Source organism: Campylobacter concisus, from assembly GCF_050447505.1.
In the GTDB taxonomy this organism is placed as follows: Bacteria; Campylobacterota; Campylobacteria; order Campylobacterales; family Campylobacteraceae; genus Campylobacter_A; species Campylobacter_A concisus_BP.
In genome coordinates this window covers 815232-836739 of record NZ_JALMFZ010000001.1, presented here as the reverse complement: position 1 = coordinate 836739, position 21508 = coordinate 815232, and the positions used below count along the sequence as shown (strand labels likewise).

Below are 21508 nucleotides of genomic sequence, written 5' to 3'. Positions count from 1 at the left end.
TCATTTTTGCAAAGCTTGAAAATCTTAACTAGCTTTTAATGCGTAAATTTAAAAATTTAAACGTTTAGCACTCCTCGCTAAGCTCTAAATTTTCTAAACAAAGCGGCCTTTCACCCTCAAAGATCACCCCTATACCATAAGGTTCACAGATATCAAGCGCGCCATCGGCAAATCTCATCAGCCACTGCTTATCGTGCACATAAAAGGTACATTGCGGTGAGCTAAAGGGCAGTTCACAAACTGGCAAATCAAGCAATTTAATCTCGTCCTTGTTCAAAAAGCGCCCTCGCCTAAGCTCATCTTTTAAAAAGACAAGTGCCTCTTTTATATGCCTGTCAACATCGCTGGCGATGCGCTCTGATAGCATTGTAGTCTCATCATCCACGTCTGCCCTATCTGCGCTAACAAGGCAAAATGGCACCTGCCCAAAAATTTCGCTTCTTAGCTCTGTCTCCGCATACCAAATGAAACCATCATCAGTTGCAACTTTTTTAAGTTCGCCAAATTTCAAAGTCATTTTTTGTTCTCATTTTTTGTGATTTTGCTACTCTTCTAAAAGAGCGAAATTTAAGCAAATTTGTTGTGATTTAAAATAGAGACAGCTTGTAAATTTGTTCTTTTAGCATAAAGCAAAAGCTAAATTTACAAGCAAATTTTCAGTTTTTATCGCTACTTAAAAGCAAAATTTCTCATCAGTGCCATTTTGCTTGCGCATAGCTTTAAAGTTAGCAAGATTGTCTTTGTCTAAAAAGTAATCTTTCTCTTTTTTATTGCGGGCTTCTAGCTTTTCTATGCCTTTTGCAAGGGCTGCTTTTCTATCTTCGTGAGGCGAGCTAAATTCTGGCGAAAACATCGCTTCATAGGCATTTTTCTTAGTCCATTCAAGCGCTTTATCAGCGATCTCTTGTTGCTTTTTGATATCGCAAAATGCATAAGGATTGACCACGTCGCCAACAAGCTTCATAAACGCCCCTATCGCAGCCACCACGTCAGTAAATTTCTCGCCCTCCATGTCTATAACGCCTCTTAGCAAGATCGCGCGATTTTTTGCCGCATAAAACCAAAATACCGCATCATCGCGAAGTCCAAGATCATAAGCGCGAGCTGAGAGGACAAAAAGAGTTATCGGAGAGACCATTTGTGGGGCATCTTGCACGATCTTTTCAGCCTTTTTGAAGTCCTCCTCTTTACCACTTTTTAAAAGCTCATCTATCTTGTCATAGACCTTAACATACTCCACCTTGCCAGCGTTTGCTGAGTAGTAAGGCGTGACGTAGATGTCGATACTTCTTACTTTGCCATCGTTTGCAAAGCCACATACCGCCCCAAAAAGTAGCGCCGTAAGCAGTGATAAAATTTTCATTTTAGCTCCTTGGTTTAAAATTTTTATTATTTTAACTAAAAGCAGTTGAAAAGTTTGGGTAAATTTAAGAAAAAGTCCGCAAATTTAAAGCGGACTTTGAAGATTAGTTTTTAAAACTATGAATTGGTGCTGGAATTTGTCCGCCACGAGCGATGAAATCAGCACTTGAGGCTTTGTTTATCTTCATCACAGGCGCTCTTCCTAAAAGGCCGCCAAACTCGATCATATCGCCCTCTTTACCTAAAGGTATGATACGAACGGCTGTTGTTTTTTGATTTATCACACCGATAGCCGCCTCATCAGCGATCATCGCAGCTATACTCTCGCTTGGCGTGTCCGCAGGTATGGCGATCATATCAAGTCCTACCGAACATATCGCCGTCATCGCTTCAAGCTTTTCTAAATTTAGTGATCCCGCGCGCACCGCAGCTATCATGCCCTCATCTTCTGATACTGGGATAAACGCACCACTTAAGCCACCCACTTGATTGCACGCCATGACGCCACCCTTTTTGACCGCGTCGTTTAGCAGAGCAAGTGCCGCGGTCGTGCCGTGTGTACCAACAGCCTCAAGCCCCATCTCCTCAAGCACGCGAGCCACCGAGTCGCCCACAGCAGGCGTTGGAGCAAGAGAAAGATCGACGATACCAAATTTCACCCCAAGGCGCTCGCTCGCCATTTGACCAACTAACTGACCGATACGAGTGATCTTAAATGCCGTCTTTTTCACAGTCTCAGCCACCACGTCAAAGCTCTCGCCACGCACCTTTTCAAGGGCTCTTTTTACGACACCTGGGCCTGAAACGCCGACATTTATCACCACATCAGCCTCGCCCACGCCGTGAAATGCACCAGCCATGAAAGGATTGTCCTCGACTGCGTTAGCAAAGACAACAAGCTTCGCACAGCCCATCTCTGAAGCCGCCGCCGTCTCTTTTATGATGCGTCCCATGTCACGCACTGCGCTCATGTTTATGCCACTTTTTGTTGAGCCGACATTGACGCTTGAGCACACTTTTGCGGTTTGTGCTAGTGCTTGTGGGATAGAATTTATCAAAATTTCATCGCCCTTTTGATAGCCCTTTTGCACTAAAGCCGAAAAACCACCTATAAAATCAATACCAACCTCAATAGCCGCCCTATCAAGCGTCTTTGCGATCATCACGTAGTCTTTTGCATCCGTTGCGGCGCCGATTATCGAGATAGGCGTCACGCTCACTCTTTTATTGACGATTGGTATGCCTAGCTCGGCAGAAATTTCGTTGCCCACTCTAACTAGGTCTTTGGCTTTAGTGGTGATTTTTGCGTAAATTTTGTCGCAGGCTTTACCTATGTCAGGATCGATGCAATCAAGCAAACTAATGCCCATCGTGATCGTTCTGATGTCAAAATTTTGCTCCTCGATCATCGAGATCGTTTCGGTTACATTTTTGATATCCATCTTTTGTCCTTAAATTTTGTGCATCGCATCAAAAATGGCTGAGCTTTGGATATTTATCTTTACTTTTAGGCTCTCTCCAAGCTTATCTAGCTCCGCTCTTAAGGCTGTAAAGTCCTTATTTTCATCGCTTGAAACCACCGCCATCATCGTGAAAAAGTCGCTCAAAATAGTCTGACTTATATCATCTATGTTTAGACCTAGCTCGCTAAGCTTTGCTGAGACGCCAGCAACGATGCCAACTCTATCTTTTCCGACTACGGTTACGATCGCTTTCATCTTTTCTCCTGTTAAATTTTCTTTTTAAAGTGCATTTTGGCTCCAAAATTTAAGCCCTACATCAAGCAAGCCAAATTTTGGTAGCCAAATTTAAACTGGCAAATTTTAAAATTTGCTCTAAATTTTATCTTTTATAAATTTACTTCGAGCAAGCACTCTTGCCATCATTTACTGGCTGGATCGCTGAGTTATCAGCCCCACCGCCGTTATTTATGTTTTCTATTATCTCCCAAAGCCTTGCAGCTGCGCTCTCGTAGCGTTTTGCAGTGACTGAGTTTGGCTCATAAAAGCTTACCGGCTTGCCATTATCGCCGCCCACTCTAACAGCTGGCTCGATAGGAATTTCAGCCAAAATTTGAGTATTGTAAGCCTTTGCTACCTCTTCAGTCGTGCCTTTGCCAAAGATGTCATACTCTTTGCCATTATCTGGGCAGATGAAGCCGCTCATATTTTCGATGACACCAGCGATTGGGATGTGAAGCTTCTCAAACATATCAAGCGCACGCTTGCTATCGTCAAGCGCTACTACTTGAGGCGTTGTGACGCATACACCTGCTGTTACTGGCACGCTTTGAGCTAGAGTTAGCTGCGCGTCGCCCGTTCCTGGAGGCATATCGAGAAACAATACATCAAGCTCGCTCCAAAGCACGTCCCTTAGCAGCTGCTCGATCGCTTTCATGATCATCGAGCCACGCCAGATAAGGCTCATGCCCTCCTCCATCAAAACGCCCATACTCATCATCTCCACGCCATGGCTAAGTATCGGCTTTAGCTTGTTGCCAACGACTTGTGGCTGAGTATTTACTTCGCCAAGCATCCTTGGGATGTTTGGTCCGTAGATGTCAGCGTCTAGAATTCCCACTTTTTTGCCTAGTTTTGCCATTGAGATGGCTAAATTTAGCGTTGTGGTTGATTTACCAACGCCGCCTTTGCCAGAGCTTACCATTACGAAATTTTTAACTTGCGGCGCGATATTTTTGCCACTTTGAGTGTTACTTTTCTCCTCAGGTATCTTTGGCTGGATCAAATTTAGCACGTACTCGTTTGAGCCCATGACACGTTTGATGTCTGTTTTTAGCTCGTTTGCCACCTCTGGGCTTGAGCTAACGATCTCGACTTCGATTAAAATTTTCTCGCCGATCTCCACGTTTTTTACAAAGCCAAAGTTAACTATATCCTTTTCAAACCCCGGATATATGACGCCTTTTAGTCTATTTAAGACCTCTTCTTTATTTAACATTTTTCTCCTTTTTCTAGATCTTTTGAAATTTTATATGCACAAAATTTTGGTCCGCACATCGAACAAAAATGAGCGCTCTTAAACGCATCTTCTGGCAAGCTCTCATCGTGAAGCTCTCTAGCCTTTTTTGGATCAAAGCTAAGCTCAAACTGCTTGTTCCAGTCAAACGCATATCTCGCGTCACTCATCGCATGATCTTTTTCGATAGCACCAGCTTTGCCAAGCGCGACGTCTGCGGCATGAGCTGCTATCTTGTGAGCTACGATGCCCTCTCTTACGTCATTTTCGTTTGGTAGTCCTAGATGCTCTTTTTGCGTCACATAACAAAGCATGCTAGCGCCATGATATGCTGCCATCGTGCCACCGATAGCCGACGTGATATGATCATACCCTGCGCCGATGTCACTGACAAGTGGCCCAAGCACGTAAAATGGGGCGTCATGGCAGAGCTCTTGTTCGATTTTCATATTATACTCAATTTGACTTAATGGCACATGACCAGGGCCTTCTATCATCACCTGAACATCTTTTTGCCACGCACGAAGTGTAAGCTCTCCAAGCACTTTTAGCTCACTAAGCTGTGCCTCGTCTGTCGCATCATAAAGACATCCCGGGCGTAGTCCGTCGCCAAGCGAGAGCGAGACGTCGTATCTTGCGCAAATTTCTAAAATTTGATCAAAAATTTCATAAAATGGATTTTGCCTATTTAGCTTTGACATATAGCTCGCACTCAAGCTGCCGCCCCTGCTAACTATGCCCATTTTACGCTTTTTCACAAGCGGCAAAAACTCACGCAAAAAGCCAGCGTGTATCGTAAAGTAACTAACCCCTTGCCTTGCTTGCTTCTCTAGCACGCTTAAAATCAGCTCATTTGTGATATTTGTAACCTCTTTTGACTCTTTTAAAATTTCATACATCGGCACTGTGCCAACTGGCACGCTTGAATGCTCTATGATCGCACTTCTGATGGCATCTAGATCGCCGTCCGTGCTTAGATCCATAACCGTATCAGCACCAAATTCTAAGCAAATTTCAAGCTTTCTAAGCTCAGCGCAAATGTCGCTACTTAGGCTTGAGTTGCCGATATTTGCATTGACCTTTGTCTTTAGCTTTCTGCCTATGCCCATTGGCTTTAAATTTATGTGATTTACATTTGCTGGGATGATGATCCTGCCTTTTGCCACCTCATCCATAAGCAAATTTTCGCTCACTCCCTCAATCTTTGCCACATAGCTCATCTCCTTTGTGAGCTCGCCTCGCCTAGCATAGTACATCTGCGTCTTATCTCTCATGAGTAGCCTTTTTAAATTTATAAAAAGCTAATTTTAATCCTTTTCATATTTGAATTAACTAAATAAATCTAAATTTCTACTCTTTTTTAAAAAGATTTTTTCAAGTTTTAGAATGTATAATTCCGTAACAATCTTCAAAGGAGCTACCTTGCTTGATATCTCACTTATAATGCTTGGAGCCGGAAATTCCAGCCGTTTTGAGCTACCTGTAAAGAAGCAATGGCTTCGTATGGGCAGCGACCCACTTTGGCTATTTGCCACTAAAAATTTGAGTAACTTTTACACATTTAAAGAGATCATCGTCGTTAGCAAAGAGTGCAAATATATGTCCAAATTTGCTCCAAACTATAAATTTGTTGATGGCGGCGAGACAAGGCAAGATAGCCTAAAAAACGCACTTGGGCTAGTAAATAGTGAATTTGTCCTAGTTAGCGACATCGCACGCCCTTGCATATCAAGCGAACTCTTTCACAAGATCATCGAGGCGGCCACTCAGGCTGACTGCGTGGTGCCTGCGCTAAAGATCGCAGACACTGCCTATCTTGGCGAAAATGCAATAGACAGAGAAAAGGTAAAACTTATCCAAACGCCGCAGCTCTCGCGCACGGCGCTTCTTAAAAAGGCTCTTAGTAGCGGCGAAATTTACACAGATGATAGCTCGGCTATGAGAGCCATTGGCGCAAGTGTTTGGCACATTTTGGGCGATGAGATGGCTAGAAAGATCACTTTTAAAGAGGATCTTGCCAAAATTTCAGCCCTAAAAGCACCAGAAAACGAGCTCTTTGTCGGCAACGGCTTTGATGTGCATGAGTTTGAAAAGGGCCGTCCGCTTGTGCTTTGTGGCGAAAAGATCGACTATGAGTTTGGGCTAAAGGCTCACAGCGACGGCGACGTGGCACTTCATGCGCTAACAGACGCTATCTTGGGAGCTGCTGGGCTTGGCGACATAGGCGAGCTCTTTCCTGATACGGACGCTAAATTTAAGGATATTAGCTCTATTTATCTGCTGCAGGAGGCCTATAAAAGAGTGCAAAGCGTGGGGTTTGTGCTAACAAATGCTGATATCACGATAATGGCGCAAAAGCCAAAACTTTCAAAACTAAAATCAAAAATGGAGGCAAATATCGCGCAGGCTCTAAATTTAAGCCAGAGCCGCATAAATGTAAAGGCGACGACGACTGAGGGGCTTGGCTTTGTCGGCAGATGCGAGGGGATCGCTGTCATGGCAAGTGCTAGCCTTAAATTTTACAACTGGACACAAATATGAAAATTTTAATAGTAGAAAACGAAATTTACCTAGCTGGCTCGATGGCTAGCAAACTAGCTGACTTTGGCTACGACTGTGAGATCGCAAAGAGCGTAAAAGAGGCTTTGAAATTTGAAAATTTTGACGTAGTGTTACTTTCTACCACACTCCCAGGGCAAGACTTCTACCCTGTCATAGAGAAATTTAAGAGCTCTATCATCATCTTACTCATCGCATACATAAATAGCGACACCGTGATAAAGCCGATACAAGCGGGTGCGGTGGATTACATCCAAAAGCCATTTATGATAGAAGAGCTTGTTAGAAAGATAAGACATTTTGAAGAGTTTAGAGGCTTTAAAAACGAGATCAAAAACTACGAAAACTACATAAATTTCGCCTTAAAAGACTACGAGATAGCTTGCTTTGAAGCTAAAAAGATCAAATTTCCACTTCTTTTAAAATCAAGCAAAAATGGCTACAGCGATAAATTTATCTTTAACTATGTAAAGGGTGGAAATTTGCCATTTTTGTTTTTGGGTAAAGCCTGTTTTAGCGAGCTTGAAAAAGCACTTGCTCAAAGTGGCAACGAGCTAATATACATCACAAATCTTGAAGAGCTAAAAGATGATGAAAAAGAGAAAATTTTAGAGCTTTGCAAAAAGAAAAAAGTGGCTATACAAACTAGCGATTTTGCGCAAAGCGCGCCATTTGACGAGCTTGAACTATCCATCAGAGATAAAAACTTTGACATCGGCGAGATCGTCACGATCGATGAATATATAAAATATATCATCGTTAATTATCAAGATAAATTCCCCGACACCGAGCTTAGCAAAAAGCTTGGAATTTCTAGAAAATCACTTTGGGAAAAGAGAAAGAAATATGACGTCAGCAAGAAAAAATAGTGAAATTTCTATAAACACCGAAGTTTATGGCGCCTTAGAGCTTATCAAAAACAAAATTCTCTCAAATTTTAGTGCTCTAATGAATGATGAGCAGATCAAAGAGGTCGCAAAAAAGGGCTACTTTAACGGCGAGCCGATGCCTTACTCTTTTGGCTTTGCTCCATTTGGCGAGATCAATCAAAATATCGCTAGCAAGCTGCATGCTGGGCAAAGAGTAAATTTAAATATGGACGGCAAGATCGTTGGACACATCGACGTGGCAAAGGTCTTTAAATTTGACGAGAGCATGCGAGCTAAAAATATATTTTTAGCAAATGAATCAAACAGCGAAATGTCGCTAAATTTAGGCAAATACGGCATAAGCGGCGAGTTTGAGCTATATGATGAGAGCCTTCAAATTAGCAAAGATGCGCTAAATGAGCTGATAAAAGAGAGTGGCGCCAAGAAGATAACCGCCGTATTTTTAACGGCTGATCCATTTAACCGCGCTCATGAACGCCTAGTTAGGATGACTATCGATAAGGCCGATCTTGTGGTCGTTTTTCTCATCAGAACGCGCGAAGAGAGGCATATTGATTACGAGATCAGAAAGCAAGTGCTTGACTTTTTTAACCAAAACTATCTGCCGACAAAAAAGGTCTTTGTCTTTGCACTGAAAAACACAACCCTTTTTAGCTCGCACGCCAACCCAACGCTTGAGTGCATCGCGGCTTCAAGACTTGGCGCAAACAAGCTAGTCATCGGGCAAAACCACTCGGGCATCGGCATGTTTTTTGACCACAACGAAGTTCATACTATCCTTGATATCTACAAAAACGATCTAAATTTAGACGTGATCGTCCTACCTGAGCTGGTTTATTGCAACAAGTGTAAGACGCTAGTTAGCACCAAAAGCTGCCCGCACGGACAGCACCACCAGATCAAATACCACCCAGACGTGATCAAGGAGTTGCTATTTAACGGCATCATGCCACCAGCCATACTCGTTAGGCCTGAAATTTCAGCACTCATCTTAAGCAAGCTCTATGTAAATCGCTTTAAAGATATACAAAAGCTCTGCGACGATCTATTTGTAAATTCTGGACTGCTTGAAAACAAAACCGACCGCGACTTTTACGAGGAGCTAATGAAGCTATATCAGACATCATCACTCACTTAAGGAAATTTATGCAAAAGCTATTTTTGACATTTTTTGGATTTGGACTTTTACCAAAGGCACCTGGCACTTGGGGCTCTGTGGCTGGAGCTGTGGCAGCTTATTTTGTGTTATATTTTTTCTCAGCGACCACACTTTTACTGGCTAGCATTTTGCTATTTTTGGTGAGCATTAGTGTTATTGATGATTTTGAAAAAAAGGTAAATTCGCACGACGAGAGCTTTATCGTGATCGATGAAGTTGCCGGCGTTTGGCTTGCTATAGCCATTAGCGGAGCGACGATCTCACAGCAAGTTCTCTCACTCGTGCTTTTTAGAGTGCTTGACATCAAAAAACCATCGATCATTGGCAGGATCGACCGCAATGTAAAGGGCGGACTTGGTGTCATGGGTGATGATATGGTCGCTGGATTTTTCGCTGGTATTATTAGCGCGATGATATATGGTATGGCTATGAAATTTGGCGTAGTTTTGCCGTAAGCTGAGCTAGCTATCTTGCTGGCTCTTTTTAAATTTAACTCTCCCTGCTTTTTATTTTAGACCTCTTTTGAGATGAGAGCTTTATCGATAGAAATTTTCTCATCCCTGCCTGCAAATTTCTCTTTGTAGTGAATTTTTCTAAAAACAATCATATTATAAAGCGAAAATTTTAGCTCTTCAAAAATACTTAAATTTTTAACATTTTCAGGGGTTATCTCATTGCTATTTTTATCGCTATTTTTGCCACCCAAAAATAGTAGATAAAGAAATGGGGTCATGAAGTTAAATCTTAAAAGTAACGCCAAGAAGCAGTTTAAGAAGCCCTGATTGTATTTAATGCAAACATAAAAACCAAAAACGGCGTAAATGGCTATTATAAAAAGTATAGTGTAAAAAATATAAGCTAACCCATCATCGTTTGAAACGTCAAAATACTCACATACTGCACAAAAGATAGCCACAAAGATGGGAAATATCACGAGCGGAAAGATCAGATACAGTCCAACTATGTCAAATTTACTCACATAGACTTTTATATTTCGCCTGCCAGCAAAGATCATCAACAAAATAGCTAGCACTATCGGCGCAAAGACCAAACCAGTATAGAGATCATTGATGTCCAAGTTGCGCTCCTATTTTTACTGATTGCATTTTGCAAATTTGAGTTTTGCTAATGATATTTTGTGCTCTTAAATTTAAAAATAGAGCTAAATTTACCTACGATTTTTGCGGTTTTCTATGCCTATCCTCTCGCTATCTTCGATCTCTGCAACATAGCTTGGATTTTTCTTTTTAGCCTCTTTGTCTAAAAAGCTAATAAGCTTTGCATCGGCATTTTGATGAGAGCAGATGAGGATTATAAAATTTATGTAGTTGCTAGCTTCTTTTGGAGCGATCTGATTTTTTTTTGCTGGTATTATAAATTTCTCTCCAAAAATTTGTATAAGCTCGAAAAGCTCGTTTTTGCTTAGAGTTTTATCGCTAGCAAGCTCTTCAAGCTTTTCGATCGTGATCTCTTCTTCACCCTCGGGCTTTAGCCCTCTTGCCAAGACTTGATGATCTTTGTTCTTTAGCAAAAGATAGATTAGCGCGCAAATGGCCACTATAAGCAAAAAGACAAAAAAGACTATCAAGCCTTTAAGAAGCATCTATAGCCTTGTGCAAAGAGAGCGTTTCGTAAATGCAAGAACGCTCATCGCTATCATCACTACGATGCTTATCCAGACAAAATCAGGCACCGGAAGCGGATCTCCAGCTGCGTATGAGTGCATGCCAGCTAGATAGAAATTTACCCCAAAATAGGTCATTATGATCGACCAATAGGCAAAAAATGATGCAACGGCAAATGCGTATTGGTTATTAAGCTTTGGTATAAATCTCATGTGAAGCACCGCCGCATAGACAAGGATCGAAACTAGCGCCCAAGTCTCCTTGCTATCCCAGCCCCAGTATCTACCCCAGCTCTCATTTGCCCAGACGCCACCTAAAAAGTTTCCAAGCGTGAGCAAGCTAAGACCAAGTATCATCGCCATCTCATTTATACGTGTCGCTTCAGTGATATTGCGTGCGATCTCTGCATTTGGCTTTTTCTTGTTTTGCAAGATGATAAGCAGCAAAGTAAATCCACCAAGCAACGCACAAAGGCCTAAAAATCCATAACTTGCAGTAATGATAGAGACGTGGATAGTTAGCCAGTAGCTCTGAAGCACAGGCACAAGCGTCGTGATCTGCGGATCCATCCAGCTAAGGTGTGCGACAAATAGCGTAACGCCGGCTAATATAGATGTAAGCGCAAGTGCGATCGGACTGCGTTTTGCAAAGATGATGCCAGATAGACCAAGTGCCCAAGCGATATAGACCATCGACTCGTAGGCGTTACTCCAAGGGGCGTGCTCAGCGATGTACCAGCGAAGACCAAGGCCTGCTGTGTGCGCAAGAAAGGCTAGTAAATTTATAATATATACAGCTTTAACTATGCCATTTATCTGCACTTTTGGCGCTAGCATTTTTACAAAAACAAATAGTAAAAGCGCAAGTCCAGCCAAAAGATATATCGGTGTCAAGCGGTCAAATACTTGAAATTTATTAAATAAAATTTCTATATCTATCTTTCTTTCACTTGGCATGACTGCAGCACCGTATTTGTGCTGATAGGCTGAAATTTTCTCAAGCGCCGCATCTGCCTTGCTCCAGTCATTATCCTTTGAGGCTGCATCAACAGCCGAGAAATACTCTCTCATCATGCCAACTACTAGCTCAGCCTCTTTTGGCGAGAAGTACATCATCGCACTAGCAGGCGAATACCAAGAATTTGATGGATCGTCTTGTTTTGGGAAAATTTTGAAAATTTCACCGATAAATATCATATAAAATACATTTAGTCTCTCGTCGATCTTTATCACATCTTTGTCAAAAGTATTGCGTGAGCCTGGGTGCTTGCGGTTTGCTATCTCGGCAAATTTTGTTAGTTTATACTCGCTTCCACCATCTTTTGTTGCTTTAAAAAATTCATCAAAGCTTGCGTATCTTGCATTCTCATCGACACCTAGCTCTTTTTTTAGCTCCTTGCTCTGACCAAGCGCGATGATCTTCTCATTTCGCCAAAAATCAGGCGTTACCATTATAGAAAGCATAGCTTGGTTTGAATTTAGACTACCTATGCTCTCGCCTCTGTGAATTTTATTTAAAACCTCTTTACTAAGCGTATCAAATGGCTTCATCCTGCCGTCTGGACTTTGCACGATGAGTCTAGCAAGCTTGTCTGCATGCTCTTTGCTGATACGTGGCAAGAAGTCCTCAGCCTTTAGCGAGCTAAAATTTAAGCCCAAAAGTAAGACCGCTATGAGCGCAGCCACTTTTTTACCGCTTTTTGTTGATTCATTATCTATTAGTTTTGCTAGCTTTCTAAAGCGGCTGTTAGGGTTTATGACATTTAGCAAGAAGCCAAGACCTAGCAAAAAGTAGCCGATATATGTCGGGATCTTGCCTGGGTCTTTATTGACAGAGAGGATCGTGCCTTTCTCGTCAGTATCGTATGAGCTTTGGAAAAATCTATATCCATCGTAATCAAGCACGTGGTTCATATAAATTCTATAGTCAAACCCAGGATCATTCGTGCCGTCTTTTACCACAACCTCACTTGAGTAGCTCATAGGCGAATTTGAGCCAGGATATCTTTTTAGCTCAAAGTCTTTTAAGTAGAGGCTAAATGGGAGTTTTATCTGCTGAGCTCCCCATGAGGCGTTAAATTTCTGCCCAGCCACGGCGATACGTGAAGGCTCCATTAGGTTGTAAAATATATGCATCTCTTTACTCTCACCTTTGTAGTTTAGCTCAGCTATCAACGCATTAAACTCGCTATCCTTCGAGCTAACTAGCTTTCTTGAAGCGTGCGCTGAGACTAGCCTTGGGGCAAAATTTATATTTGAGATAGTATATAAGCTACCTGTGCCAAATTCATTCACGCTACCAGCTTTTAGCTCAGTTTTAGAGCTATCCGCCATAGTAAATTTTGAAAGATCGGCATTTGAAGTAACCGTAAAATTTCCATCATTTAGTCTAAAAAGAACGTATTTTTTATTTTCATCTGGTTTGGCATTAAAGATAAAGCTGATATCTCCAACCTTTGCCTCTTCTTCTTCAAGCAAAAATATCTCTTCACTTTCGCTCTCGTTTGATACTACAAATTCTACAACAGGCTTCCCGCTATCATCATTTACAAATTTATAGCTTGCATTTGGCACAAATTCTTTAAATTTTAAACTAGCCTCACCGTCTGCCGTTTTTAGCTTTAGATCAAAGCCCTTCTTCACATCAGCAAGTCCCAAAGGCATAGCTGAGCTGATCTCCTCGCCTTTGTCGTTAAGCGCAGTTAAATTTATATACGAAACCTTTGTGCTAACAACGTTTGAAGCAGTGTTTTCACGTATATGCATATCAGCTTCAAAGCCAAGATATCTTGTGATGCCAGCACCGATTAAGATGACGATAAAACCTAAGTGAAAGATGAGTGATGGGAGTTTTTTAGGATCGATTAGGTTGTATCTAAAGATGTTGAAAGCTAAATTTATACCAAGAAGTAGCTGGATGAGCGCAAACCAGCCAGCACCATAAACATAGTACCATGCTGCTTCAGTGCTAGTTTTACTCTCTATTATTGTGGCGGCTCCACTAGCTATGGCAAAGATTATCATCAAAACGATAGCTGAGCCCATACTTAAAAATAATGTTTTTGGATTTAACATCTGCTTCCTTTTATTTATATTGTGGCAAAGCTACCGAAGTGAAATTTATCTTAAATAACTGCCCTGCTTTGTTTCGGTTGAAACTGGTTTATTTTCGTTTGTATCTTGATCTGCAAGTGCGTCTTTACCTTTTAGATAAGCTAGTATTGCACCTAAGTCATTGTTTGAGACGATCTTAGCTTGGTTTTGCATCACGTTTTTACCGCTACCACCAAAGCTTGAGTCGCTTCTATAAGAGATGATGCTATCTTCTATATCTTTAGCATCCATGTTTTTAAGAGGTGTTGAGCCAAATGGTCTTTTGTCTGCGCTTTCGCCATGACAGCTAGCGCATTGTTTCTCATAAAGCTCTTTTCCTAAAGATACGCTATATCTACCTTTTCTATCAACACCAAATTTTAAAATTCTATTATCTTTATAGCGTCTTGGATCTTCATCGACATAGACATTTACTTTTTCATTTCTGTCATTAGCCTGCTTTTTTGCCATTTCGGCAAGCTCTTTACCAAACTCACCACGAGCCTCTATATAATAAACCTGAGAAGCTGCAAAGGCATTAGCCACCAAAAAACACGCCAAAAAAGAAATTTTGATATTTTTCATAAGTTTCCTTAAAATTTTGCTCTAAATTTAAAAATCCCGAATCAGATTGCTCCGACCCGGGATTATATCATAAGTTGATTAACGAGCTAATATTAGAATGAGTATTTAGCTTCAAATCTAAATTTGTCTTCTTTCTTTTTATCACTATCATTATCTTTGGTAGTTTTAAAAGCATAGAACGAACTAAATTTCAACTTTTTGTTGTATTGGTAAGCAAATCTTGGAACAAATTCCTCGATCTTTTCTTTTCTATCATTATTGCTATTTACACCAGCAGTTTTAATATTGCCTCTTACATAGTCTAAACCAGCTGTAAATTTATCAAATGTATATGCACTTGTTGCATAGAAAAAGTTACCTTTTCCTTCTGCATGAGTCCAGTCAAATACATCTTCGCCAGCGTCTATTAAACCACCTTGATCTTCAAAAGTAAATGCTGAAATAGCTTTATCCTGAGATTTCCAGCCAATATAACCACCAGCTAGATCAAGACCAAATAGTGAAGTTGAAAGTTCTCCAGCATAGAAGTTACCATCATTGTAACCAAGCTTGCTTTTTGCACTAACGTCAGCTGTACTATTTACATAGTTAAGTCTTGCGCCTAATTTTACATCATCAGTGATAGCAAAATTTGCTGAAACATCTGCACCAAGTAGATCAGCTAGGTTTGTTAAACTAGCATACCATAGTTGGAAATTTACTGGATCATATGAACCAGCTATACCAGCTGCATATAGGTTGCCTACGTCATAGCTCTTTGCTGCAATTTCTTTATGAAGGTCGCCATCAGCCCATTCGTTTTCAATCGCATCAAAAGCTAAAGCTGTAAGTGTAAGACCTTCGATGTCTTTATTTACTACTCTAATACCTGTACCAACTGCGTCATCAGTAAAGTATGAACCTATAACTTGTTTACCAGCTGTTATAGTAGTACCACCTACATTGTAACCTAGATAAAACTGATGAACTTTAAATGTTCCAGTTGTATTTGTTAGGTCTGTTCCAGTTGCATTATCACCTGAACCATCATTTTCACTGTATCTTAGGCCGATAACACCAAAGAAGTTATCATCAATAGCGGCTTTGAAGTTAGTCACCATTCTGAATTGATGATTTGCATTACTTCTATTTTCTCCTTTTGAAGCAACAGCACTTTTATCTCTAGTATTTGTATATCTATATCTTGCAAATCCAGAAAGATCTACATTTTTTATAGCTTCTTCAAGTGGAGTAGCACTTGCTACACTTGAGAATGCGCCTAAAGCAACCAAAGCGGCTAAACTAATTTTTGTTAGTTTCATTTTTTCTCCTTTTAAGGTTTTTGTGTCGACGATTATAATCAATAAATTTTAAGATGAAGCTTAAAAAATCATAAAATTTTGCATTTTTGTTACCGATCGTTTACCGATTTTAACCAAAAAGAGGTATATTTTGATAATTTAACTTTCAAAAATGAGACTTTAAAAAAGGGATATAAAAAGAAAAAGGGGCCGTTGCTTTGCCCCTTAAAAGGAGTTCTAGTTTTGATTGCTGATGAAATTATATACGCTAGCAGTAAATCAACGGTAATCTAAAAAGAAATTTTCTCCTCTTTTGGTATCTCTATATTTGTTTTTATATTTTTTCTTTTAACAACTACTTCATTTTGCGGTTTTCTTATGCCATTATATGCACCTCTGGAGCCGCCCTCTTTTATAAGAAGCATGTCTATGAGCTTATCTGCGTAAAAAGTCGCATAGACAAGATCACCCTTATCGTAATAATATCTGTTTGCACAAAAATTTGCTTTGTTTAGTTTGTGATTTTTCACATCGCTGGCTACTATCTCGTAGCAGTATTTCGAATCTTTATAGCTAACATCTTTTATGAAACCTTTAATGGAGCTTTTTGCGGGTATAGTTTTAGTGGCTTGCCTTGGTTGCTTGCGGACTGGTGGGTTGTCATCAAAAAATGAACATCCCAAAAACATAGTGGCTACTGCTAAGGGAAGTAAAATTTTAGCTTTCATCTTTTCTCCTTGATATAAAGAGCAAAGTATAGCTTTTAAGATTAAATAAAATTTGCGAGTTTTAAAATTTGAGTTTTGTGCTTACATTACTATATGTAAATTTCTTGGGAGAGCCCCAAGAAATTTAAGCCGATACGTTTAAGACGTTACCGCCAAGCTCGGCGATCTTTTTATCGAGCGTCTCAAGGGTCTTTTCGATAGTCTTTTGTGAAATTTCAGGAAGCTCTCCGCCCCAAATTTTCTTTGCATCCTCAAAGCCCTTTGCCACGCCATCTCTACCAGCTTTTAGCTTCTCTACATCATCACCTGCGCCATTTAGCACAAAGCCAGCTATCCTATCAGCTGTATTTGCGACGCCAAAAAAACCATTTTCACCAACTAGCTCGCTCGCCTCATCGCTACTTAGCTCTCCTAGAGCTTTGCCGTTGTAGCCGATGCCTGCTAGATCAAGTCCAGCTAAAATGTCTGATAAATTTTCAGGCACGTTAAAGCTTAGACCACCTTGAGCTAGTAAATTTGAACTAGCATTTTGAGTAATATCTTTTTGATACTGCAAAAAGTAGCTATTTGAGATCTCTTTTGCACTTAAATTTGAAATCTCAGGCTGCTTTTTAGAAACCTCTTTTTCATCTTTATGAAGCGAAATTTCTGATTTTACATTTTCTTTTACGCTTGAAGTGTTGTATGAGCTTACTATTTGACTGATTTGCATATTTGGCTCCTATAAGTTTATAAAAACTATATCGCCAAAAGGTGGAATTTATTTAGGGTAAAGCGGGAGAGCTCCCGCTGTGATTATTTGCCAAGTGTTGCGTTTAGCATCCAGATGGCTTTTTCAAATTTAGCTATTTGATCTTGTGCGTACATCTGAGTTGTTGTGTCGCCTTCTGCAAGCTCATCAAGCTTTTTAAACTCACCCAAAAGGTGCTTGTAATCAGCCAAAACGATCTCTAAAACTTCAGTCGGAGTGTAGCTCTCTTTTGGCTCGTGTTTTATGTGAGCGACTTTTGCTAGCTCCTCAGCCTTGACGATAGGTCTGCCACCAAGCATAAGAGCTCTCTCAGCTGCGTCATCAAAAATCTCACTCATATCCTCATAAGCTTTTTCAGTATACTCGTGGACGCTAAAAAATTGGATGCCTTTTACATTCCAGTGAAGATCATGAAATTTAATATAAAGTGCATTTGCATCAGCCTGAATTGTGTTTAACTGTAAAATAACTTTTGACATTTTGTCTCCTTCTTTATTGTTTAAATGTGATGAAATTATATTGACTTAGAGTTAATCACTGGTTAATCAAATAATAAAATTTATTATTTAGTATAAATTTTGACTACAAAATAAATTTATCTTGTAGTCAAATGTAGAATTTAGGGATTTGTCTATTTTTTATAAGGTGTAGTTTTATAGCCTTGCTCGATCAAACTACTCATGCCACCATCTAAATTTATAATCTTAAGATCTGTGCTATCTATCGCTGCAGCTGCTGCTGTGCTTCTTCTACCACTTCTACAAACAAGAGCGATAGGTTTTTTGATATCAACCGCCTTTGAAAGCTCATCTAAAAATGCACTCTTATTGCTTGGATCAAAAGTGATGGTCTTTGCACCAGCTATGATGCCAGTCTCTTGCCATTCGGATGGAGTTCTAATATCAACGATCTGATCATATTTTTTGATCTCATCTGGACTTATATTAACAGTTTTAACATCAGCTGACAACATACAACAAACAGCTCCTAAAAGTAAAATTTTTTTCATCTACTCTCCTTAAATAAATTTTTGAAATGTTAGCATGGATTATTAAATATATAAAATTTTTGTTGATAAATTTTATTGATAGTGAGGTCATACAAATAATTCATTAAAAAATAAATTTATTTATATGCCAAACACAACTACTTATAAAAATAAGAATTCTAAATATAAATGATTTAAAGCACTCTATAAAAGATTTTTATGAGGTGGTATTTAAAGCAGGAGTGGTGTCCCCAGCGAGGTTCGAACTCACGACCTCAGAATTAGGAATTCTGCGCTCTATCCAGCTGAGCTATGAGGACAAATTTACAAGATATTTTAAATTTTTATCCAAGTAGTTAAATTTTAAAGGGCAGATCGCTCTGCCCTATTTTGGCTAATTAGCCATTTCTCTTTTTAATGATCTCTTCACTTACGTTTTTAGGAACTTCTTCGTAGTGATCAAATTCCATAGAGTAAGTCGCACGACCTTGAGTCATTGAGCGAAGATCTGTTGAGTAGCCAAACATTTGAGCAAGTGGACAATAAGCAGCAATGATTTTTACACCATTTCTATCATCCATTGAATTTACTTGGCCACGGCGCTTATTGAGGTCACCTATAACATCACCCATATACTCTTCTGGAGTCTCGACTTCAACTTTCATCATAGGCTCAAGGATAACCGCACCTGCTTTTCTAGCTCCCTCTTTAAAGCCCATTGAAGCAGCAAGTTTAAATGCCATTTCAGATGAGTCAACTTCGTGGTAGCTACCATCAAAAAGTGTAACTTTAACATCTTCAACTGGATATCCAGCAAGAACACCGCTTTGAAGCGCTTCTTTACAACCTTTTTCAACAGCTGGGATATACTCTTTTGGAACAACACCACCTTTGATGTCATTAACAAATTCAAATCCACTAGCAGCTGGAAGTGGCTCGATGCGTAAGAATACGTGACCGTATTGACCACGACCACCTGATTGTTTAGCATACTTATACTCTTGTTCAACTGCCTTACGGATAGTTTCGCGGTATGCAACTTGTGGCTGACCAACTTCAGCATCAACTTTAAATTCACGAAGCATACGATCAACAATGATCTCTAGGTGAAGCTCACCCATACCGCTAATAATAGTTTGTCCGCTCTCTTCATCAGTGCTAACTCTAAAGCTTGGATCTTCTTGAGCTAGTTTTTGAAGAGCAATCGCCATTTTTTCTTGATCTGCTTTTGTTTTTGGCTCAACCGCAACGCTAATAACTGGCTCTGGGAAGTCCATCCTCTCAAGGATAACTTTATCTTTTTCGCTTGCAAGAGTATCACCAGTTAGAGTACTTTTTAGACCAACAACGGCGCCGATTTCACCAGCGAAAAGCTCAGTAATCTCTTCACGTTTATTTGAGTGCATTTTTAGTAAGCGGCCAATTCTCTCTTTGCAGTCTTGAACTGTGTTGTAAGCATAGCTACCGCTTTCAAGGCTTCCTCTATAAACACGGATAAATGTTAGCTGTCCAACAAATGGATCGGTCATAATCTTAAACGCAAGAGCAGCAAATTCGCCATCATCTGTACTTTCAACAGTCACTTCAGTGCCATCTTCATAAACACCATTTATCGCTGCAATCTCATCTGGAGCTGGTAAATAGTCAACAACAGCATCAAGTAGAGGTTGGATACCTTTATTCTTAAACGCAGTTCCGCAAAGCATAGGTGTGATAGTCATTCTTAAGCAGCCTGCTTTTATACCTTTTTTAATCTCTTCTTCAGTTAGTTCTTCACCTGCAAAGAATTTCTCCATCAAGCTATCATCTGTCTCAGAAACAGCTTCGATTAGTTTTGCACGGTATTCTTCAGCTTTATCTTTAACTTCAGCTGGAATTTCTTCTTCTACATAGTCAGTTGGCTTTTTCTCGTCATTCCAAACGTATGCTTTCATCCTTACAAGATCAACCACGCCTTTGAAGTTATCTTCAGCACCAATAGGAATTTGGATAGGTACTGGATTTGCTTTTAATCTTTCTCTAATCTGCTCTTCAACTCTAAAGAAATTTGCACCAATTCTGTCCATTTTATTAACAAAAACAATTCTTGGTACATGATATTTATTTGCTTGTCTCCAAACAGTTTCAGACTGTGGCTGAACACCACCAACAGAACAAAATACCGCAACAGCACCGTCAAGAACACGCATAGAACGCTCAACTTCAATAGTAAAGTCAACGTGTCCCGGAGTGTCGATTAGGTTTACTTGATAGCCCTTCCAAAACGCTGTAGTTGCAGCTGATGTAATAGTAATACCACGCTCTTTTTCTTGCTCCATCCAGTCCATAGTAGCAGCGCCATCATGCACCTCACCTATCTTATGGCTCATACCAGTGAAGAATAAAATTCTCTCACTAGTAGTTGTCTTTCCAGCATCAATGTGAGCCGCAATACCGATATTTCTTACCTTATGTAAAGGCGTTTTTCTCTCTGCCATACTAATTCTTTCTTACCAGCGGTAGTGAGCAAATGCTTTATTAGCCTCTGCCATCTTGTAAGTATCTTCCTTCTTCTTGAAAGATGCACCTTTTGAATTTGCCGCATCTAAAAGCTCATTTGCTAGTTTATCAACCATTGTTCTTTCGCTTCTTTTTCTAGCAAAAGTTATAAGCCAGCGGATAGCAAGAGCTTGTTGGCGAGCTGGGCGAACCTCAACTGGTACTTGATAAGTAGCACCACCAACACGGCGTGATTTAACTTCTAAAATAGGTTTTACATTTTCGATAGCGTCGTTAAAAACGTCGATGCCTTTAACCTCAGCATTTTTCTTTTCAATAGCTTTAATAGCACCATACATTATCTCTGTAGCGACGCTTTTTTTGCCATCATACATAAGAGAATTAATAAATTTAGTGATTATTTTATTTCCGTAAATCGGATCAGGTAAAACTTCCCTTACAGGAGCTTTTCTTCTTCTCATTTTGATTTTTCCTTCAAATTTTTATGAAATTTTACTCAAACGTTTGCAAATTTAAGCAACGTCTGCGAACCTAACTTTTTACTTTTTTGGAGCAGCAGCGCCAGCTTTAGGGCGTTTTGCACCATATTTAGAACGAGAAACTGTTCTTTTTGCAACACCAGCAGTATCAAGTGCACCACGAACGATATGATATTTAACACCTGGTAAGTCTTTAACCCTACCGCCGCGAACTAAAACGATACTGTGTTCTTGTAGGTTGTGACCTTCACCGCCGATATAGCTGATGACTTCAAAACCGCTTGTAAGCCTAACTTTGGCAACTTTTCTCAAAGCTGAGTTTGGTTTTTTAGGAGTTGTAGTATAAACCCTAGTGCAAACTCCTCTTCTTTGAGGGCACTCTTTTAACGCTGGAGATTTTGACTTAACAGTCACTTTCTTGCGTTCATTTCTGACCAATTGATTTATGGTTGGCACAATAATTCCTTTCAACTAAATTTATTAAAAAGACCTAATTTTATTTAAAAAAAGCTTAAATAACGGTTAATAAGTTAGA

At 40.0% G+C, this 21508-nt stretch carries 22 protein-coding genes and 1 tRNA gene; 4 read left to right on the top strand and 19 right to left on the bottom strand.

All coding sequences use genetic code 11. The annotated features are described in order from the left end of the window. Positions 1-64: 64 nt before the first annotated feature. The 6 genes from MTT09_RS04145 to thiC all read right to left on the bottom strand — a co-directional run bounded on the left by MTT09_RS04145 (position 65) and on the right by thiC (position 5612). Entirely contained in the window at positions 65-517 is a 453-nt protein-coding gene (locus MTT09_RS04145) for a hypothetical protein (protein WP_429802700.1), read from the bottom strand. A gap of 156 nt (positions 518-673) precedes the next feature. Beyond that, a complete protein-coding gene (locus MTT09_RS04140; protein ID WP_021084217.1) occupies positions 674-1363 on the bottom strand; it encodes a hypothetical protein in 690 nt (229 codons plus the stop codon). 103 nt (positions 1364-1466) lie between these two features. Further along, positions 1467-2804, bottom strand: a complete 1338-nt coding sequence (locus MTT09_RS04135; RefSeq protein ID WP_103610982.1) for a PFL family protein — start codon at positions 2802-2804, stop codon at positions 1467-1469. 9 nt (positions 2805-2813) lie between these two features. Then, complete coding sequence (locus MTT09_RS04130) at positions 2814-3080, bottom strand: ACT domain-containing protein (RefSeq protein WP_002939508.1); 267 nt, start codon at positions 3078-3080, stop codon at positions 2814-2816. 139 nt (positions 3081-3219) lie between these two features. Further along, a complete protein-coding gene (locus tag MTT09_RS04125; RefSeq protein ID WP_103610983.1) occupies positions 3220-4320 on the bottom strand; it encodes an Mrp/NBP35 family ATP-binding protein in 1101 nt (366 codons plus the stop codon). Further along, positions 4314-5612: a phosphomethylpyrimidine synthase ThiC gene (thiC, locus tag MTT09_RS04120; RefSeq protein ID WP_103610984.1), complete on the bottom strand. Its 1299-nt coding sequence runs from the start codon at positions 5610-5612 to the stop codon at positions 4314-4316. The genes MTT09_RS04125 and thiC overlap by 7 nt, the downstream gene beginning before the upstream one ends. Positions 5613-5760: 148 nt before the next feature. Here thiC and MTT09_RS04115 point away from each other — a divergent pair, with 148 nt between their 5' ends. From MTT09_RS04115 to MTT09_RS04100, 4 genes are read left to right on the top strand one after another with little or no spacing between them, the layout of a single operon-like run. Beyond that, positions 5761-6879: a bifunctional 2-C-methyl-D-erythritol 4-phosphate cytidylyltransferase/2-C-methyl-D-erythritol 2,4-cyclodiphosphate synthase gene (locus tag MTT09_RS04115; RefSeq protein WP_429802697.1), complete on the top strand. Its 1119-nt coding sequence runs from the start codon at positions 5761-5763 to the stop codon at positions 6877-6879. After that, the gene (locus MTT09_RS04110) at positions 6876-7766 is read left to right on the top strand and encodes a response regulator (RefSeq protein WP_429802695.1); all 891 of its coding nucleotides are present in this window, start codon (positions 6876-6878) and stop codon (positions 7764-7766) included. The genes MTT09_RS04115 and MTT09_RS04110 overlap by 4 nt, the downstream gene beginning before the upstream one ends. Continuing rightward, on the top strand, positions 7744-8925 hold the full coding sequence (locus tag MTT09_RS04105; protein WP_429802693.1) for a sulfate adenylyltransferase: 1182 nt from the start codon (positions 7744-7746) through the stop codon (positions 8923-8925). The genes MTT09_RS04110 and MTT09_RS04105 overlap by 23 nt, the downstream gene beginning before the upstream one ends. A gap of 8 nt (positions 8926-8933) precedes the next feature. Then, the gene (locus tag MTT09_RS04100) at positions 8934-9401 is read left to right on the top strand and encodes a phosphatidylglycerophosphatase A family protein (RefSeq protein ID WP_429802691.1); all 468 of its coding nucleotides are present in this window, start codon (positions 8934-8936) and stop codon (positions 9399-9401) included. Positions 9402-9457: 56 nt separating this feature from the next. Here the strand turns inward: MTT09_RS04100 and MTT09_RS04095 are convergent, their stop codons facing one another. The 13 genes from MTT09_RS04095 to rpsL form a co-directional block, all read right to left on the bottom strand. Continuing rightward, complete coding sequence (locus MTT09_RS04095; RefSeq protein ID WP_429802689.1) at positions 9458-10024, bottom strand: hypothetical protein; 567 nt, start codon at positions 10022-10024, stop codon at positions 9458-9460. A gap of 90 nt (positions 10025-10114) precedes the next feature. Next, entirely contained in the window at positions 10115-10549 is a 435-nt protein-coding gene (locus MTT09_RS04090) for a fatty-acid--CoA ligase (protein WP_429802687.1), read from the bottom strand. Further along, the gene (gene ccsA, locus MTT09_RS04085; protein WP_429802685.1) at positions 10550-13645 is read right to left on the bottom strand and encodes a cytochrome c biogenesis protein CcsA; all 3096 of its coding nucleotides are present in this window, start codon (positions 13643-13645) and stop codon (positions 10550-10552) included. Positions 13646-13690: 45 nt separating this feature from the next. Continuing rightward, complete coding sequence (locus tag MTT09_RS04080) at positions 13691-14248, bottom strand: c-type cytochrome (RefSeq protein ID WP_002941036.1); 558 nt, start codon at positions 14246-14248, stop codon at positions 13691-13693. A gap of 92 nt (positions 14249-14340) precedes the next feature. Further along, entirely contained in the window at positions 14341-15549 is a 1209-nt protein-coding gene (locus tag MTT09_RS04075; protein WP_012001511.1) for a major outer membrane protein, read from the bottom strand. 269 nt (positions 15550-15818) lie between these two features. Further along, a complete protein-coding gene (locus tag MTT09_RS04070; protein WP_429802683.1) occupies positions 15819-16256 on the bottom strand; it encodes a hypothetical protein in 438 nt (145 codons plus the stop codon). A 124-nt stretch (positions 16257-16380) separates the two neighbouring features. Next, a complete protein-coding gene (locus tag MTT09_RS04065; protein WP_429802681.1) occupies positions 16381-16968 on the bottom strand; it encodes a hydrogenase-4 component G in 588 nt (195 codons plus the stop codon). An 83-nt stretch (positions 16969-17051) separates the two neighbouring features. Continuing rightward, positions 17052-17486: a Dps family protein gene (locus tag MTT09_RS04060; protein WP_009294499.1), complete on the bottom strand. Its 435-nt coding sequence runs from the start codon at positions 17484-17486 to the stop codon at positions 17052-17054. A gap of 152 nt (positions 17487-17638) precedes the next feature. Then, positions 17639-18016 carry a rhodanese-like domain-containing protein gene (locus MTT09_RS04055; RefSeq protein WP_087582022.1) on the bottom strand — a complete coding sequence of 126 codons (378 nt, stop codon included), beginning with the start codon at positions 18014-18016 and terminating at the stop codon, positions 17639-17641. A 222-nt stretch (positions 18017-18238) separates the two neighbouring features. Next, positions 18239-18315 (bottom strand) — tRNA-Arg (locus MTT09_RS04050). Positions 18316-18393: 78 nt separating this feature from the next. Next, positions 18394-20472, bottom strand: coding sequence for an elongation factor G (gene fusA / locus MTT09_RS04045; RefSeq protein ID WP_021084241.1), 2079 nt, complete (start codon positions 20470-20472; stop codon positions 18394-18396). A gap of 12 nt (positions 20473-20484) precedes the next feature. After that, on the bottom strand, positions 20485-20955 hold the full coding sequence (rpsG, locus tag MTT09_RS04040; protein WP_002941142.1) for a 30S ribosomal protein S7: 471 nt from the start codon (positions 20953-20955) through the stop codon (positions 20485-20487). 78 nt (positions 20956-21033) lie between these two features. After that, on the bottom strand, positions 21034-21429 hold the full coding sequence (rpsL, locus tag MTT09_RS04035; protein WP_002941121.1) for a 30S ribosomal protein S12: 396 nt from the start codon (positions 21427-21429) through the stop codon (positions 21034-21036). Positions 21430-21508: the final 79 nt, after the last annotated feature.

Coding starts and splice junctions, on each gene's coding strand:
- MTT09_RS04145 (WP_429802700.1), bottom strand. CDS start 517: ATGACTTTGAAATTTGGCGAACTTAAAAAAGTTGCAACTGATGATGGT.
- MTT09_RS04140 (WP_021084217.1), bottom strand. CDS start 1,363: ATGAAAATTTTATCACTGCTTACGGCGCTACTTTTTGGGGCGGTATGT.
- MTT09_RS04135 (WP_103610982.1), bottom strand. CDS start 2,804: ATGGATATCAAAAATGTAACCGAAACGATCTCGATGATCGAGGAGCAA.
- MTT09_RS04130 (WP_002939508.1), bottom strand. CDS start 3,080: ATGAAAGCGATCGTAACCGTAGTCGGAAAAGATAGAGTTGGCATCGTT.
- MTT09_RS04125 (WP_103610983.1), bottom strand. CDS start 4,320: ATGTTAAATAAAGAAGAGGTCTTAAATAGACTAAAAGGCGTCATATAT.
- thiC (WP_103610984.1), bottom strand. CDS start 5,612: ATGAGAGATAAGACGCAGATGTACTATGCTAGGCGAGGCGAGCTCACA.
- MTT09_RS04110 (WP_429802695.1), top strand. CDS start 6,876: ATGAAAATTTTAATAGTAGAAAACGAAATTTACCTAGCTGGCTCGATG.
- MTT09_RS04105 (WP_429802693.1), top strand. CDS start 7,744: ATGACGTCAGCAAGAAAAAATAGTGAAATTTCTATAAACACCGAAGTT.
- MTT09_RS04100 (WP_429802691.1), top strand. CDS start 8,934: ATGCAAAAGCTATTTTTGACATTTTTTGGATTTGGACTTTTACCAAAG.
- MTT09_RS04090 (WP_429802687.1), bottom strand. CDS start 10,549: ATGCTTCTTAAAGGCTTGATAGTCTTTTTTGTCTTTTTGCTTATAGTG.
- ccsA (WP_429802685.1), bottom strand. CDS start 13,645: ATGTTAAATCCAAAAACATTATTTTTAAGTATGGGCTCAGCTATCGTT.
- MTT09_RS04080 (WP_002941036.1), bottom strand. CDS start 14,248: ATGAAAAATATCAAAATTTCTTTTTTGGCGTGTTTTTTGGTGGCTAAT.
- MTT09_RS04075 (WP_012001511.1), bottom strand. CDS start 15,549: ATGAAACTAACAAAAATTAGTTTAGCCGCTTTGGTTGCTTTAGGCGCA.
- MTT09_RS04070 (WP_429802683.1), bottom strand. CDS start 16,256: ATGAAAGCTAAAATTTTACTTCCCTTAGCAGTAGCCACTATGTTTTTG.
- MTT09_RS04065 (WP_429802681.1), bottom strand. CDS start 16,968: ATGCAAATCAGTCAAATAGTAAGCTCATACAACACTTCAAGCGTAAAA.
- MTT09_RS04060 (WP_009294499.1), bottom strand. CDS start 17,486: ATGTCAAAAGTTATTTTACAGTTAAACACAATTCAGGCTGATGCAAAT.
- MTT09_RS04055 (WP_087582022.1), bottom strand. CDS start 18,016: ATGAAAAAAATTTTACTTTTAGGAGCTGTTTGTTGTATGTTGTCAGCT.
- fusA (WP_021084241.1), bottom strand. CDS start 20,472: ATGGCAGAGAGAAAAACGCCTTTACATAAGGTAAGAAATATCGGTATT.
- rpsG (WP_002941142.1), bottom strand. CDS start 20,955: ATGAGAAGAAGAAAAGCTCCTGTAAGGGAAGTTTTACCTGATCCGATT.